Raw genomic sequence first — 16,225 nt, 5'->3', positions numbered from 1 at the left:
TATATTAACTAATCTAAATGGCTAACGTGTTGAGCTTTCTTGAAACACATTCGCATTTTGTACAAAATCTATTGCTTTTTGATGTTCAAATAAGAAGTAATTAAAATCCCTTGTATCGTTCTCGTCAACATTAGTCACTACTATATTAAATGCATCTGTCACCAATGATAAAAACAACGAATTACCCGAAATACTCATCATTCCTTCCTCCGTTACTGAGTAGTCAAGTTCAGCTTGTACAACGCTAAAGCTCTCATCGGAATATATCGTCACTTTTTCTTTATCAAACTGTAAGAAACTGATATGCCATTCACTATTATCACCTCTATCAACCATGTAAATTTTTCGGTTTAGTAAATGATCTATTGTACTAACAGGTTTATTATCAGTAACAGTGCTTATATATACTTTGGCATCAGTTTCATTACTAAATTGGGGCCAAATAGAGTCATCGAATGCTGTAATTAAAACATTACTTGATTCAGCTAATAAGCCATAACTTTTACCGTAATTAAATGATATGTTATCGCGCAAAACAGCTTGATTATCAGCAAAAAGTTGGTAGTTCCCAGTACTAAGCTGGTCATCTTGGTAGAACTCAAATGATTCATCTGTATTAAATTGGAAGTAACCCACTTCACCTTCCTGATAATAATCAAAATTTACGAAATACAAACTTTTATCAAGATATGTGTCAAAACTAACTAAGCCTTTCAAAGCAATAGGGGGTTGATAGCCTATCTGCTGCAATATTTCATCAGCTAATGGAGCAAGTATAGGTCGTTCGCTCGCTTTATTAAATTTACGATTATCAAACGTTTTTTCTCTTGGTTCTTCACCTTGATTATATGTAAATTGATGCATGTGGTTAACATATATCGTATCTTCAATTTGCTCAATTAACTTCCATTGTCTTGTATTCCATTGCCAACACGCAAAGTCATAACCAATATAATAACAACCATTATAATCATTGAGGTTGCGAGTTATAGTTAGCACGTCATTTTCAAGCTTCCAATTACCCTTAAAAACTTTACTTTCATCAGCGGATAACTCTCCGTCATTATCTGTATCAGATACACTCATGGTTACAGCTTTACCATCGGGCCAAAGTTCAAACCAGAACTCTTCCAAACTTTTGCCATCAAAGTTATAACTATAAATTCCCGGTACTGTTTCTAAACTAAATACTTCTGACTCGTTAACTAGACTCGCAAAACCTACCCTGGCGTATTTTTTATCATAAAACTCACTAACTACAGCAACTTGGATGACACCTTCATTGTCAGAAAGCTGCTTAAATATAATAGATTGATTATCATAGTCATTAAGCGTGATTTGCAATGACTTTTTTCCTTTATCATCAATTAACTGCCAATTAATTGAGGCATTAGTATCTCCAAGCTCTAAAATTTTTCCTGTACCATCATCATTTAAAGAGACCGTCATAGCACCAAGAACAACATCCTCAATCAAAATATTGGGGCCTGGTAACGAAATTGGAAACTCAGTTTGCGCTAATGTAAAGTCAACTTGCTGAGCTTGTGTAATTACTTTAAAAATAGAATCATCAATTAATTGATAATCATCATACTCACCATTTGGATAAGATATATTTGTATATTCAGTTTCACTTACGATAAAACCGTTATCAGTTGCTGATAATATTTTTAGCTCTGATTTATATAGACTTGCTTTTTGAATAACAGATTTAACTTCACCATCAATGTTAACTTCTGAAATAGATTCATTAACATAAAAACCTTCAGGATTTTCCAACGTATAAATACCATCACTGTAAGTCCACTTGAAGGTGCCATCAAATGCGTTTAAAAGGTATTGCCCTGTCCCATCATTATTAAGTTCAACAACTTGATTTATATATAAATTTCCACGACTATAGTAAAAAGTATCGATACCATTAGCATTTGGTTTTTGGACAACTTTCTCGTCTGCTAACATTTCTTCCTTAGCCTGCGTAAACTCAGGAGTTTGCTCTATATCTTTTATGTACTGAGTCATTTTTTCGTTGTTTAATGCTAGCTCCAAAACATTAGTAATACCATCTGGTAAGGATAGTGATTGATTGTTTGAAGATTTATCTAGAACAACCTTAATAGCGGTAGCAACTTTTACTAGCTCTTCTGCATTTATTTCATTACGCAACCGAATTAAATCTTGTTCTGTTTCTACTTCTTTGTATAAATTTTCTCGTGATATAAGTGCTGATTTCGCAGTTGTAAGATTAGTAACATTTACACCAAAATTCTCATCTGAAGTAAGTACTGCATCATTTCCTGCTTTAGCTTTTAAGCTTTCAAAACTCATTAATTTTGATTGAAGCAGAGCTTCTTTTTGATCATCCTTTCCTTGAGCTTCAATGGTTATTAACTGGCTCATATCTGTATCATCATCAACATTTAGTTCTAATGTATAGGTACCGTCAGAATCAGTCGTTGTCGTAAAATTATGCTCACCCATTGTTGCTTTTATTGTTGCATCCATCAAAGGGGAATCTGTAGCTACACCATTTAGTGTCAATGATACAAACTGCTGCTTAACCTCCACTTCAACATCTTGGCTCGATGTTAAGCCTTCTTCATCCTCAACAGTTAGATTGAGAGAAATTTTAATATTTTCTGTAACACTGGGTGCAACAAAACTAACCGTGTTCGTTTTTGTATTTTCTAATGACACCAATGCTCCAGAGTTTTGACTCCAAAGATAGGTCACTTCGCCTTCATCTTGAACTGACGCCGTAATTGTTATTATTTGTTTTTCTACACCCTCAGCATTATTTAAAATGATTATGGGAGCCTGATTAATAGGATCTTTTGATTTTTCTACATTATCTTTAGAATCATCTGAATTGCACCCCGCAAGTAAAATTAGCGAGATTGATGCAGCAAGAAGTGTCTTTATTTGTTTCATGTTTCCTTTCCATTGATTACGGACTAACACCCTAAAGTAAATAGGAAAAAAGCAAATAAGCACTACACGTAATTTATGAAGATAATTCTCAATTATTTGAAAATATAATTCTTGTAAAACTTAATAATTAATAACTTTTGCATAAATAGTCCTTTTCAGCGCTAAAAAATTAGCAAATAATGACGTTCACACAAATGGGATTAGAATGAGGACTATGAACACGATTTTAACAACACAATGCGATGATGATGTGGGTCTAATTGCCAAGATCACCGGTCTTTGTCATCAACATAATTTGAATATTACCCGTAATAACGAATTTGTAGACAAAGATGCCCAACGCTTTTTCATGCGCACCGAATTAAGCGGGGTTATTTCAGATGACTTTTTACCAAGCCTTGCTGAGCTACTTCCTGATGGCGCAGAGCTTGCGCTGCACAGCAGTGAAAAAACCAAAGTGGTATTGCTTGCCACCAAAGAAGCGCATTGTTTAGGGGGAGTATTACTTAAACAATTTGAAAAAGCGTTAAATATAGAGGTATTAGCTGTAATTGCTAACTATGCAGACTTAGCGCCATTGGCAGCAGGTTTTGGCGTGCCGTTTCATGTTGTTTCACACGAAGGCTTAAGCCGTGCTGAGCATGACCAAAAAGTGGGTGATTTAATTGCCAGCTACCAGCCTGATATTATCGGCCTTGCCAAATACATGCGTATTTTAAGCCCTGAGTTTGTGGCGCGCTTTGAAGGTAAAATTATTAATATTCACCATTCATTTTTACCTGCCTTTATTGGTGCAAAACCCTACCACCAAGCCTTTGAACGTGGGGTAAAAATCATTGGTGCAACCGCTCATTTTGTTAATAACGAACTCGATGAAGGGCCAATTATTTTGCAAGATGTGACGCATGTTAGTCATGCGGATACCGCAGAGATGATGGCAAAAATGGGTAAAGATGTTGAAAAAACAGTTTTTTGCAAAGCCTTACAGTTGGCCTCTGAACATAAACTGTTTATAAACGGTAATCGAACCGTGGTGTTTGCTTAAGTAATGAATGAAGAGGCTGCTCGCCTCTTTATTATTTTTATTATCTAATGACTAGTTCGATTCAATAGGATCAAGTTGAAGTTTTGAGGCAATAAGCACGGCTTGAGTACGGTTGTATACGCCAAGTTTTCTGAAAATGGCCGTAATATGTGCTTTTACTGTCGCTTCAGAGATATGTAACTCATAAGCGATTTGCTTATTTAACAAACCTTCATGCAGGTACTGCAGCACTTTATATTGTTGTGGGGTTAGTGATGCCACCTGAGCTGCAATTTCTTTGTCTTCGCCATCAACGGCTGCTACTTTATCTTTAAGCTCTGCTGGTAACCACACATCGCCTTCTAGAATATGATTAATCGCCATTGCGATATCATCCGATGATGATGATTTAGGAATAAATCCCATCGCACCGTAACCCATTACTTTCGACACAATATTAATGTCTTCACTCCCCGACACAACTGCAATAGGTAAGCTTGGGTAATCTTCGCGAATACGAATAAGGCCGTATAAATCGCCATTTCCTGGCATGTGAAGGTCTAGTAGTAAGATATCAAGATCTTCTTGTTCGCTTAGCACTTGCAATGTGGTATCGAAGTTTTCCGATTCAAATACTTCCAAATCCGTAAACTTAGTACTCAATGCCCCTTTCAGCGCTTCACGAAATAACGGATGATCATCCGCTATTAAAAACTGACTCATGGTTCACTCCTAATAAATTCGGCTGACACCTATTTCTAAGTGACAGCCGATATACTACGTTTAGAATCAACTTCTAATCAAGTTTTTAACGCGTTTTTAACGATTTAATCTATTCTCGATTAGCTCATCAACCACACTCGGATCGGCCAGTGTTGAAGTATCACCCAACTGTTGGTGCTCATTAGCGGCAATTTTACGTAAAATTCGACGCATAATCTTACCTGAACGTGTTTTTGGTAAACCTGGCGACCATTGAATCATATCTGGTGATGCAATAGGACTTAGCTCTTTACGAACCCAGTTACGCACTTCTGCGGTTAATTCATCGCTCACTGTGACGCCTTCATTTGGCGTGATATACACGTAAATACCTTGGCCTTTGATGTCGTGCGGGTAACCCACCACGGCAGCCTCAGCAACGGCTTCATGAGCAACTAACGCACTTTCAATCTCAGCCGTACCTAAGCGATGGCCCGATACATTCAGTACGTCATCAACACGCCCAGTGATCCAGTAATAACCATCTTCATCACGGCGACAACCATCCCCCGTGAAATAAACACCAGGGTAAGCAGAGAAGTAAGTTTGTTCAAAACGCTCATGGTCACCATACACGGTACGTGCTTGTGAAGGCCAGCTATCTAAAATAACCAAGTTACCGTCAACCGCACCTTCAAGTGTATTGCCTTCTGCATCATAAAGCGCAGGTGCAATACCAAAGAATGGACGAGTTGCAGAACCAGGCTTCATGTCTGTTGCACCCGGCAATGGTGTGATCATGATGCCACCCGTTTCTGTTTGCCACCAAGTATCAACAATTGGGCAATTCTCATTACCGATATGCTCGTAGTACCATGCCCATGCTTCTGGGTTAATAGGTTCACCCACAGAGCCCATAATACGCAGACTTGTGCGTTTTGATGTCGCTGTTGGCTCATCACCTTTTGCCATCAACGCGCGAATAGCGGTTGGTGCAGTGTAAAGAATAGTGACATTGTGTTTGTCGATTACTTCACCCATACGACCTGCAGTTGGGTAAGTGGGTACACCTTCAAATACCACTTGTGTACAGCCGTTAACTAATGGGCCATACGCAATATAACTGTGACCCGTGATCCAACCAACATCAGCACTACACCAGAAAATATCGTCTTCTTTTAAATCAAATACATATTCATGGGTCATTGATGCGTAAACAAGGTAGCCACCCGTGGTGTGAACAACACCTTTAGGCTGACCAGTAGAGCCCGATGTATAAAGAATGAAAAGTGGATCTTCAGCATTCATTGGCTCTGGTTCACATTCTGCCGGTAAATCTGCCACTAAATCATGCCACCATACGTCGTGGCTGTTCCACTCTACTTCACCGCCAGTTAACTGGTGAACAATCACATGCTCAACTGTGGTTACTGAATCTTGTGATACCGCTTCATCAACATTTGCTTTTAATGGCACGCAGTTACCAGCGCGACGACCTTCATCAGATGTGATCACGACTTTTGCACCTGAGTCATTAATACGGTCAGCGATTGCTGATGGAGAAAAACCACCAAACACAACAGAGTGAATCGCGCCAATACGAGCACACGCTTGCATGGCATAAACAGCCTGCGGAGTCATTGGCATATAAATCGCTACGCGGTCACCTTTTGCAACACCCAGCTTTTTAAGACCATTTGCTAATTTTGCAACTTCATCGTGCAATTGTTGGTAGGTAATATTTTCGCTTTGCTCTGGGTTGTCTCCTTCCCAGATAAGGGCTGTTTTGTTTGCTTTAGCAGCGAGATGACGGTCGATACAGTTATATGAGGCATTAAGTTGGCCATCTTCAAACCAACGAATATTGATATGGCCTTTGTCAAATGATGTGTTTTTAACTTTAGTATAAGGAGTTGACCAATCAAGACGCTTACCATGCTCTCGCCAAAATCCTTCAGGGTCATCGATAGATTGCTTGTACAGTGTATTATATTTATCGTTATCAACTAATGCGGCATTCTTGATATGCGCGGGAACTGGATAGATACTTTGTGACATTGTTGTCGTCTCCATTTTAATTACTTGCCTTCGGCCTGCTTCAAGGATCACTCAGCAACGCCCCTTAAAGTATTAGACCTTAGTTGTATATCTCGCCAAATAGCTAAAAACTTCGTAATAGCCACCTATAATCTACTCCAATATGTTGATGTAAGCGATTTATCGCTATGTAACACCTTAGTCTAATAGACCAATAGATAATTGAGAGAAGTCATTTCTTAAACAACAGTGATACAACAACACACAAATAGCTTCAACAGGAATAGACATTATGACAACAACAAAAATAACCGCTTTAAAGACCCTCACGGCATCGGCCGTGTTATGCGCACTAACAGGCACTGCAAGTGCTGCCACTTTAGGTAATACCGATATCACTTATGGCGGTTATGTAAAGCTAGATGCGATGTGGAGTGACTATTCATCAGGTGTTCCAGATGGTACCAGCATTGGTCGTGATTTTTATGTACCGAGTACAACTCCCGTGGGACCTGACGTTGACAGCGATGCAGTCTTTGATATGCATGCCCGCCAATCGCGTTTTAATTTTGGCACTGCAACAAAGTTAGACAATGGTAAAACTGTTAACACTAAAATCGAAATTGACTTTTTAGCCTCCGCACCGGGTGGTAATGAACGTGTTACCAACTCCTATGCTCCGCGTATTCGCCAAGCTTTTATCACGTATGATGGCTGGTTATTTGGTCAAGCGTGGTCAAACTTTCAAAACGTAGGCGCACTGCCAGAAACGCTAGACTTCGTAGGCCCTGCAGAAGGGACCGTTTTTGCCCGCCAATCACAAATTCGTTACTCAACGGGCAACTGGTCGTTCTCTGTTGAAAACCCAGAAAGTACAATTACGACCCAAGGTGGCGCACGCGTTGCAACGGATGATGCATCTTTACCTGATTTTACCGCGCGTTATGCTCATAAAGCAGACTGGGGTGAATTAGTTTTTACAGGTTTAGCGCGTCAACTAACCTATAAAAAGAATGGCGTCGATGCAGACGAAACATCCTTTGGTATTAGTGCATCGGGTAAAGTTAATTTTGGTCAAAACAACCTCAAATTCATGCTGACACAAGGTTCAGGCTTAGGTCGATATGTTGGTTTAAACGTAGCACATGGTGCAGTACTTAATGGTGATGAACTAGATGCCATCGACTCAACTTCAGGCTTCATTGGTTATCAACAACACTGGAATAGTCAGTGGCGTTCAACTTTCCTTTATTCATTTTTCTCAGCAGATAACAACACAGATCTGTTAGCTATTTCGGGTGATCCTACTAAAACAAGTCAAAGCTACAGCGCGAATATTTTATACTCGCCAGTAAAGAAACTCACATTTGGTGTTGAACTGAAACATGCTGAACGAGAATTAGAAAGTGGCGCTGATGGTGATATGGACCGCCTTCAATTTTCTGCAAAATACGTTTTTTAAGTATAAAAATAGTTTTACTTCCTGAGCGGCTCCGGCCGCTTTTTTTTATTAAAGCCCTCAAAAGCAAATTGCAAATCATTTTCATTTAGATTAAATTACGCATTAATTTGAATCATCATTGAACTATTTGGAAATTTGCATGTCATCAACTAAATTTTTGCGCTTGTCACAATTAAGCATAGTGACTTCAGCTCTTCTTAGTGGCTACGCTTTAGCAGAACAACCAAAAGAAGAACCTGCGATCGAAAAAATTGCTGTCTACGGTCAACATCACAAAAACTATATTACCGAACAAGCTCAATCAGCGACTAAATTGGGCTTAACCATAAAAGAAACACCTCAGTCTATCTCTGTTGTTTCTCGTGCGTTGATGGATGACTTCTCACTTGATGATTTAAACTCAGTACTTGAAAGCACCCCGGGTGTGACTGTTGAGCAAATTGAAACCGATCGCACCTACTTTAAAGCTCGCGGCTTTGAAATTACCAACTTTCAAGTTAATGGCATGGGTTTACCCCAAGATAACGGCTCTATTCAAGGCACACTTGATACCTCTATATACGATAGTGTCGAAATTGTTCGTGGTGCTAATGGCTTAATGACTGGTGCTGGTAATCCATCGGCAACGGTCAACATGGTATTAAAACGCCCAACATATCAAACACAGGTCAATGCATCAGTGTCATATGGCTCATGGGATAATAAACGTCTTGAACTTGACGCATCAACGGCTATCAACGATAACCACGCAGTGCGTGCCGTATTTACAAAGCATAAAACAGACTCTTATCTTGATCGCTACGAGCAAGATAAAACAATTTATTACTTAGCATATGAAGGCCAACTGACTAACAGCACAGTCGTAACAGCTAACTATGTTAAACAAAATAAAGACGCAGACAGCCCTCTTTGGGGTGCGTTACCACTTTATTATAGCGATGGTACTGCGACTAACTTCGATGTATCAACTAGCACTGCATCCGATTGGTCATACTGGAACAACACCACCGAGCAGTTATTTTTATCCATTGAGCAAGCAATCACTAATACTTGGTTTTTAAAAGCCAGCTATGCACACTTAGAAAATGAGCAAGACTCTGAGCTTTTCTATGTTTATGGCACGCCTGATAGAGAAACAGGTTTAGGCTTAACAGGTTACGCAAGTGAATACGATCATAAAGATAAGCACGACATTTTAGATATCTATGCAACGGGTAAATTTAATTTATTTGGTATGGAGCATGACCTATCGTTTGGTGTTAACCAAGCAGACATGGATTATAATGATAAATCTCTTTATGACCGCACCACAGGCAATGGTTTCCCTAAAATGCCTGAACTGGGTGGTTGGGACGGAGTTGCGCCAATTCCGACACTCACTGATGGTTTAACAGGAGCAGATCTGATTAGCCGTCAACGTTCAGCTTATATTTCAACACGCATTAGAGCCACCGATTCACTTAGCTTCTTAGCAGGTGTCAGCCAAGTAAATTGGGAAACTGAAGGTGAGTCATACGGGAAAGCGAAAGATAAAGACAGCGATCAAACCGTGCCCTACTACGGTGTTGTTTATGATATCAACGAGCGCTTTTCAACTTATGCAAGCTACACAGAAACATTTGTGCCGCAAACTGAGCGTGACATAAATGGTGACTATCTCAACCCTATTACTGGTAAAAGTAGTGAAGTGGGTTTAAAAGCACAATTACTTGATGACAACCTGTTTGTCACTGTTGCCTACTTTGATGCAGAGCAAGTGGGTCTTGCTGTAGCAGTACCAGGATCCTTACCGGATGATACACGCTACTATGGCGCAGACGGCATTAATAGCGATGGTTTTGAACTAGAACTTAGCGGTCAAATCAATGAAACATTGAGTGCAAGCTTTAGCTATAGCAACTTAAACATCGATGGTGATGAGCTGGTAAAAGACTACACGCCAGAGAATCAATTTAAACTTGCGCTAACTCACAAAGTGCCTGAAGTTGATGGCTTAACCTTTGGCCTAAATTATCAATGGCAAGACGATACGCAGCGCGTACAGGTTCGCGATGCTGATACTAATGCACCGCAAATAACCACTCAGCAAGATGCCTATGGTTTATTAAGCTTAATGGCCACTTACGATATTAACGACAATGTTAGTGTTAACTTAAATATTAATAACGTCACCAACGAAAAGTACCTTCATAGCCTATTCTGGGCACAAGGTTACTATGGTGCGCCACGTAGCTATGCTGTTTCATTCAACTGGCAGCTTTAATGAGTGCCAAGTTTGAAACGATAAGCTCTAAACTTTAAGAATTTAAAAGCCGCACACTGTGCGGCTTTTATGTATCGACTCGTTGCAGCTGGTTTATCCCGCGTTGACAGATTGAATCCCTTATATCCCCTTACCTTAATCCCTAAAATTGCTCACTTATAGCATTACGCTTAATTAAGTGGTCTATTTTGAGGCAATAAAACCGCGTTGATAACAAGGCAAAAATTTAGTTATTCTAAATCAAAAATTTTTAACGTAGGTAGCGACTGGTTTAATCACTCAAAATGATTAAGTATTTTTGCAAAATGGTATTAATTAAGTGAACTGGTATAGGCCCGCCCCTGTAAAATAGCCGCTACAGCCGGCGCAACTTTTCATCTATAAAAACGGCTCAGTGCGACTATTATTCACCCATAAAAAAACCGCTAACTAAGTAGCGGTCTTTTTGTGTTAAGGGCGGGTCAAATCACGCTTAACAATACACTGTAAAGGTGTTTTATAGCTCGTCTTCAGCTATCAAGCCAACATCTACACCGTCTTCAGGCTTAATAGTTGCTTGAAGTAATAGCATTTCACGTAACTTACCTTCGATCTCATCTGCGATCTCTGGGTTGTCTTTTAAGAACTTAATTGAATTTGCTTTACCTTGGCCTACTTTATTACCGTTGTAGCTATACCAAGCACCTGACTTTTCAACAATCTTATGTTTAACACCTAAGTCAATTAATTCACCGTGTTTAGAGATACCTTCACCATACATAATGATGAACTCAGCTTGTTTAAACGGCGGTGCAACTTTGTTTTTAACAATTTTAACGCGGGTTTCGTTACCCACAACTTCATCACCCTCTTTCACCGAACCAATACGACGAATATCAATACGTACCGATGCGTAGAATTTAAGTGCGTTACCACCCGTTGTTGTTTCTGGGTTACCAAACATAACACCTATTTTCATACGGATTTGGTTGATGAAAATACACAAGGTGTTCGAGCGCTTAATATTACCCGTTAATTTACGAAGGGCTTGCGACATTAAACGAGCTTGAAGACCCATGTGTGAGTCACCCATGTCGCCTTCAATTTCAGCCTTTGGTGTTAATGCAGCAACCGAGTCAACAATAACCACGTCAACCGCACTTGAACGAACAAGCATGTCACAGATTTCTAATGCTTGCTCACCAGTATCAGGCTGAGAAACAAGTAACTCATCAATGTTTACACCTAGCTTTTGTGCGTATACAGGATCGAGAGCATGCTCAGCATCAACGAATGCACACGTTTTGCCTTGCTTCTGAGCTTCAGCGATAACTTGTAGCGTTAGCGTTGTTTTACCTGATGATTCAGGGCCGTATACTTCAACGATACGTCCTGCTGGTAAACCACCTATACCTAATGCAATATCAATCCCCAGTGAACCTGTTGAGATAGCTTCAATATCAAGGGCTTTGTTGTCGCCCAATTTCATAATTGAACCTTTACCAAATTGACGTTCAATTTGTGATAAAGCAGCGTCCAACGCTTTTTGTTTGTTATCGTTCATTCTGTTCTCCAAATCCGGCTAATGCAGACAGTATACTGTATGAAATCACAGTATCAAGCTAATTTTCTGATTTTATTATCTCGATAACTTTTTCTATTGAATAAACAATAGCTTGAGCTCTAACACTGGCTCTATCACCGGTAAAAACATGTTTGCTTGGGTAATTTTTTCCTGCAAAATGCACGCAAAACCACACCAAACCAACCGGTTTATCCCGGGTTGCCCCACCGGGGCCCGCAATACCCGAAATAGCAATCGCAATATCAGCCTTTGCAGCCTTCGCAGCACCTGACGCCATTTCTAAAACAGTTTGCTCACTGACAGCGCCAAAGTTCTGTAAAGTCTCGTTACTCACACCAATTAATTCATGCTTTGCTTGGTTGCTGTATGTAACAAAAGCACGGTCAATATAATGAGAACTTCCTGGTGTATCTGTTAGCGCATAACTCACGCCCCCACCCGTGCACGATTCAGCGGTAGTGATCCATAAGCGTTTATCCGTTAAAATAGCTCCTAATTTCGCAGCAAGTGTTTTAATCTCTTGATGTAATTCCATATTCAGCCTTTGGGTAAATACATGTCGTTTGATCTTTATGCTCCACACACTATAAAACAACAAACACCGATGATGCAGCAGTATCTAAAAATAAAAGCCGAGCATCGTGATATTTTATTGTTTTATCGTATGGGTGATTTTTACGAACTCTTTTTTGATGATGCTAAACGTGCAGCTCAACTTCTTGATATTTCTCAAACTCATCGCGGTAAAGCCGGTGGCGATCCTATTCCAATGGCCGGCGTACCTTATCACGCAGTAGAAAATTACCTAGCACGCCTTGTACAAATGGGTGAATCGGTTGCTATTTGCGAACAAATAGGCGACCCAGCAACCAGCAAAGGTCCGGTAGAGCGTAAAGTCGTGCGCATTGTAACACCCGGTACTATTTCCGATGAAGCCTTACTGCAAGAGCGCCAAGATAACTTACTCACAAGTGTGTGGCAAAATAAATACGGTGTTTACGGCATAGCCTACCTCGATATTAACTCAGGCCGTTTTAATGTACTTGAAGTGAATACTGACGAAGCATTTAGCTCAACACTGCAACGCCTCGCGCCAGCCGAACTGCTTTACAGTGAAACGTTTGCCAATATTCACTTAATCGAACATATTAAAGGGGCTCGCCGTCGCCCAGAATGGGAGTTCGATTTAGACACCGCACAACACCTCTTATGCGATCAATTTGGCACCAAAGATCTAGTTGGTTTTGGGGTTGATAAAGCCCATTGCGCTCTGATTGCCGCGGGCTGTTTAATGCAATATGTAAAAGACACTCAACGCATTGCTCTGCCACATATTCGCGCTATTACCCTTGAGCAAAACGAACACGCAGTGATCTTAGATGCTGCAACCCGTAAAAACTTAGAGCTCACTGTTAACCTCTCAGGAGGCTATGAAAACACCTTGGCACAGGTGCTTGATAAAACCGCTACAGCAATGGGGTCTCGTTTATTAAAACGCCGAATTCATACCCCTGTGCGCAGTAAAGATGAGCTTAACTCACGCCTAAATGCGATTAGTGCGATCATCGATGCTCAACTGTGCGGCGAACTGCACGAATCATTAAAACAAATTGGTGATATTGAGCGAGTTATCGCGCGCCTTGCATTGTGCACAGCCAGACCTCGTGATTTAACGCGTTTACGTAGTGCATTACAAGCGCTGGCACCACTGCATGAGCTACTTAATGATGCCAGCGATCCACGCATTAACCAGATCATCGCACAGTCACAAGAATTACCAGCGCTGCAAGATCTCCTAGAACGTGCAGTCATTGAAACACCACCGGTACTTATTCGTGATGGGGGAGTTATTGCCCCAGGCTATAATAGTGAGTTAGATGAATGGCGTGCGCTTAGCCAAGGCGCAACCGATATCCTTGAAAAACTGGAAGAGCGCGAGCGTGAACGCACAGGCATCAGCACCTTAAAAATTGGCTACAACAAGGTGCATGGCTTCTTCATTGAAGTTAGCCGTGCTAATTCACACTTAGTCCCTGCTGATTATATTCGTCGTCAAACATTAAAAAATAACGAACGCTATATCATTCCTGAGTTAAAAGAGCATGAAGACAAAGTACTCGGTAGCCAATCAAAGGCGTTGGCTCTCGAAAAACAACTTTATGAACAACTATTTGAATTTATAGCACCGCATATTGAGCAGCTACAAACGATGGCTGCAGTACTGGCTGATTTAGACGTTCTTAATAATTTAGCCGAACGTGCGCAAGCACTCAACTATGCCAAACCAACACTGTGTGATAACGACAATATAAGCATAAAGCAAGGGCGTCATCCCGTTGTTGAGCAAGTAATGAAAGACCCCTTTATTGCCAACCCTGTCGAGTTAAGCAACGACCGTAAGATGTTGATCATCACGGGGCCAAACATGGGGGGTAAATCAACCTATATGCGTCAAACTGCGTTAATTGTACTCATGGCACATATTGGGTCTTATGTCCCTGCTGACAGCGCAGAAATTGGCAATATTGACCGCATTTTTACGCGTATTGGCGCAAGTGATGATTTAGCATCAGGGCGTTCAACCTTTATGGTTGAAATGACAGAGACAGCGACCATTTTAAACAATGCCACGGCGCAATCTTTGGTCTTGATGGATGAAATAGGACGCGGTACTTCAACCTATGATGGCCTGTCTCTCGCCTATGCTACGGCCGATTATTTAGCCTCAAAAATTGCCGCAAAAACCTTATTCGCCACCCATTATTTTGAGCTAACTGAACTGGCCGAGCAGCAGCAAGGATTGGTTAATGTTCACCTAGATGCGATTGAGCATAACGACACTATTGCCTTTATGCATACCGTGCTTGAAGGTGCAGCAAGTAAAAGCTTTGGTTTACAAGTTGCCGCGCTTGCCGGTGTACCAAAAGCCGTTATTCAGCAAGCAAAGCAAAAACTAAAAATGCTCGAAAATCATCAGCCTGTTACAGCCCCTGTGCAACAACAGCAAGCACTGGCGTTTGACAATGAACCCTCTGAACTTGAGCTAACTTTACAGCAGCTCGACCCAGACAGTTTAACACCAAGACAAGCACACCAGCTGTTATACCAATTAAAAGATTTACTTTAATTGCGTGCATAAAAAAAGCTGACAGTATGTCAGCTTTTTTGTGTGTTCTAGAGACCCGAAGGCCTCATACCTGAGTCAGGTATATTGTTGTCAACTCAAGTAAATTGGTCAAACAGGCTATCTGTACTTAAGCCTTCGTGTTGCAAAATATCTTTTAAACGACGTAATGCTTCCACTTGAATTTGTCTTACACGTTCACGCGTTAAGCCAATTTCACGACCGACATCTTCAAGCGTTGAAGGCTCGTAGCCAAGTAAACCGAAACGACGTGCAAGTACTTCGCGTTGTTTTGGGTTTAATTCACCAAGCCAATCAACAATGTGTTTGTTGATGTCATTATTTTGTACTTCGCCCTCAGGACCAGAGCCTTTTTCGTCAGCAATGATATCGAGTAAGGCTTTGTCGTTTTCGCCTCCAATTGGCGTATCAACCGACGTGATTTTTTCGTTTAAACGTAGCATTTTAGTCACGTCTTCAACGGGTTTATCCAGACACTCTGCAATTTCTTCTGCGGTTGGTTCGTGGTCAAGTTTTTGTGTTAGTTCGCGAGCTGTTCTTAGATAAACATTCAGTTCTTTTACAACATGAATAGGTAAACGAATTGTTCGTGTTTGATTCATTATGGCACGTTCAATCGTTTGACGGATCCACCAGGTTGCATAAGTTGAAAAACGAAAACCACGTTCTGGGTCAAATTTTTCAACAGCGCGAATCAGGCCAAGGTTACCTTCTTCGATAAGATCTAGCAGCGCAAGACCTCGGTTGTTATAGCGGCGAGCAATTTTCACCACTAAACGTAAATTACTTTCTATCATTCGTTTGCGAGAGGCTTCACAGCCTTTCAATGCTTTACGCGCAAAAAATACTTCTTCTTCTGCACTTAAAAGAGGAGAAAAACCAATTTCACCCAGGTATAACTGTGTCGCGTCTAGGTTTTTGACGACTTCGTCTTTTGTAAAAATTTCATCATCGTTGTCGACTTCTTCGAGTAACTCAGATGAATCATCTTCAACCATCGTGTCATCAAATTTATCATCAACTGTTTCAGTTGTTTTCTCAAGTTTTGCTGTGTGACCCATAAGCGTCCTCCCGAGCAAATATGTGATTGAGCTAAA

At 40.6% G+C, this 16,225-nt stretch carries 10 protein-coding genes; 4 read left to right on the top strand and 6 right to left on the bottom strand.

All coding sequences use genetic code 11. From position 1 onward, the window contains the following. Positions 1-21: 21 nt before the first annotated feature. Positions 22-2,931 (bottom strand): hypothetical protein, encoded by a 2,910-nt coding sequence (locus BM378_RS06935; RefSeq protein ID WP_074988872.1) that lies wholly within the window; start codon positions 2,929-2,931, stop codon positions 22-24. 214 nt (positions 2,932-3,145) lie between these two features. Between BM378_RS06935 and purU the strand changes: the two genes are divergently transcribed. Then, the gene (gene purU, locus BM378_RS06930; protein WP_074988871.1) at positions 3,146-3,976 is read left to right on the top strand and encodes a formyltetrahydrofolate deformylase; all 831 of its coding nucleotides are present in this window, start codon (positions 3,146-3,148) and stop codon (positions 3,974-3,976) included. 51 nt (positions 3,977-4,027) lie between these two features. On the opposite strand, the gene BM378_RS06925 is transcribed toward purU, so the two are convergent. Both BM378_RS06925 and acs read right to left on the bottom strand, forming a co-directional pair. Continuing rightward, entirely contained in the window at positions 4,028-4,678 is a 651-nt protein-coding gene (locus tag BM378_RS06925; RefSeq protein WP_036970789.1) for a response regulator transcription factor, read from the bottom strand. A 96-nt stretch (positions 4,679-4,774) separates the two neighbouring features. Beyond that, the gene (acs, locus tag BM378_RS06920; RefSeq protein WP_036970791.1) at positions 4,775-6,715 is read right to left on the bottom strand and encodes an acetate--CoA ligase; all 1,941 of its coding nucleotides are present in this window, start codon (positions 6,713-6,715) and stop codon (positions 4,775-4,777) included. A 271-nt stretch (positions 6,716-6,986) separates the two neighbouring features. Here acs and BM378_RS06915 point away from each other — a divergent pair, with 271 nt between their 5' ends. Then, positions 6,987-8,156: a DcaP family trimeric outer membrane transporter gene (locus BM378_RS06915; protein WP_036970793.1), complete on the top strand. Its 1,170-nt coding sequence runs from the start codon at positions 6,987-6,989 to the stop codon at positions 8,154-8,156. 139 nt (positions 8,157-8,295) lie between these two features. Next, positions 8,296-10,419 carry a TonB-dependent siderophore receptor gene (locus BM378_RS06910; RefSeq protein WP_074988870.1) on the top strand — a complete coding sequence of 708 codons (2,124 nt, stop codon included), beginning with the start codon at positions 8,296-8,298 and terminating at the stop codon, positions 10,417-10,419. A 496-nt stretch (positions 10,420-10,915) separates the two neighbouring features. On the opposite strand, the gene recA is transcribed toward BM378_RS06910, so the two are convergent. Then, positions 10,916-11,962 (bottom strand): recombinase RecA, encoded by a 1,047-nt coding sequence (gene recA, locus BM378_RS06905; RefSeq protein WP_036970796.1) that lies wholly within the window; start codon positions 11,960-11,962, stop codon positions 10,916-10,918. Between the two features lie 58 nt (positions 11,963-12,020). Then, the gene (locus tag BM378_RS06900) at positions 12,021-12,518 is read right to left on the bottom strand and encodes a CinA family protein (protein WP_036970798.1); all 498 of its coding nucleotides are present in this window, start codon (positions 12,516-12,518) and stop codon (positions 12,021-12,023) included. A 21-nt stretch (positions 12,519-12,539) separates the two neighbouring features. Here BM378_RS06900 and mutS point away from each other — a divergent pair, with 21 nt between their 5' ends. Beyond that, positions 12,540-15,110: a DNA mismatch repair protein MutS gene (mutS, locus tag BM378_RS06895; protein ID WP_074988869.1), complete on the top strand. Its 2,571-nt coding sequence runs from the start codon at positions 12,540-12,542 to the stop codon at positions 15,108-15,110. Between the two features lie 95 nt (positions 15,111-15,205). Here mutS and rpoS read toward each other — a convergent pair whose 3' ends face one another. Next, entirely contained in the window at positions 15,206-16,189 is a 984-nt protein-coding gene (rpoS, locus tag BM378_RS06890; RefSeq protein WP_036970803.1) for an RNA polymerase sigma factor RpoS, read from the bottom strand. Between the last annotated feature and the right edge of the window lie 36 nt (positions 16,190-16,225).

This window comes from Pseudoalteromonas lipolytica (assembly GCF_900116435.1).
Classification (GTDB): Bacteria; Pseudomonadota; Gammaproteobacteria; order Enterobacterales; family Alteromonadaceae; genus Pseudoalteromonas; species Pseudoalteromonas lipolytica.
This window is presented reverse-complemented; position numbering and strand designations above follow the sequence as displayed.

Bases quoted from the DNA above. Each gene is read 5' to 3' on its own strand.
- BM378_RS06915 (WP_036970793.1), top strand. From the start codon at position 6,987: ATGACAACAACAAAAATAACCGCTTTAAAGACCCTCACGGCATCGGCC.
- rpoS (WP_036970803.1), bottom strand. From the start codon at position 16,189: ATGGGTCACACAGCAAAACTTGAGAAAACAACTGAAACAGTTGATGAT.
- acs (WP_036970791.1), bottom strand. From the start codon at position 6,715: ATGTCACAAAGTATCTATCCAGTTCCCGCGCATATCAAGAATGCCGCA.
- BM378_RS06925 (WP_036970789.1), bottom strand. From the start codon at position 4,678: ATGAGTCAGTTTTTAATAGCGGATGATCATCCGTTATTTCGTGAAGCG.
- BM378_RS06900 (WP_036970798.1), bottom strand. From the start codon at position 12,518: ATGGAATTACATCAAGAGATTAAAACACTTGCTGCGAAATTAGGAGCT.
- BM378_RS06910 (WP_074988870.1), top strand. From the start codon at position 8,296: ATGTCATCAACTAAATTTTTGCGCTTGTCACAATTAAGCATAGTGACT.
- recA (WP_036970796.1), bottom strand. From the start codon at position 11,962: ATGAACGATAACAAACAAAAAGCGTTGGACGCTGCTTTATCACAAATT.
- purU (WP_074988871.1), top strand. From the start codon at position 3,146: ATGAACACGATTTTAACAACACAATGCGATGATGATGTGGGTCTAATT.
- mutS (WP_074988869.1), top strand. From the start codon at position 12,540: ATGTCGTTTGATCTTTATGCTCCACACACTATAAAACAACAAACACCG.
- BM378_RS06935 (WP_074988872.1), bottom strand. From the start codon at position 2,931: ATGAAACAAATAAAGACACTTCTTGCTGCATCAATCTCGCTAATTTTA.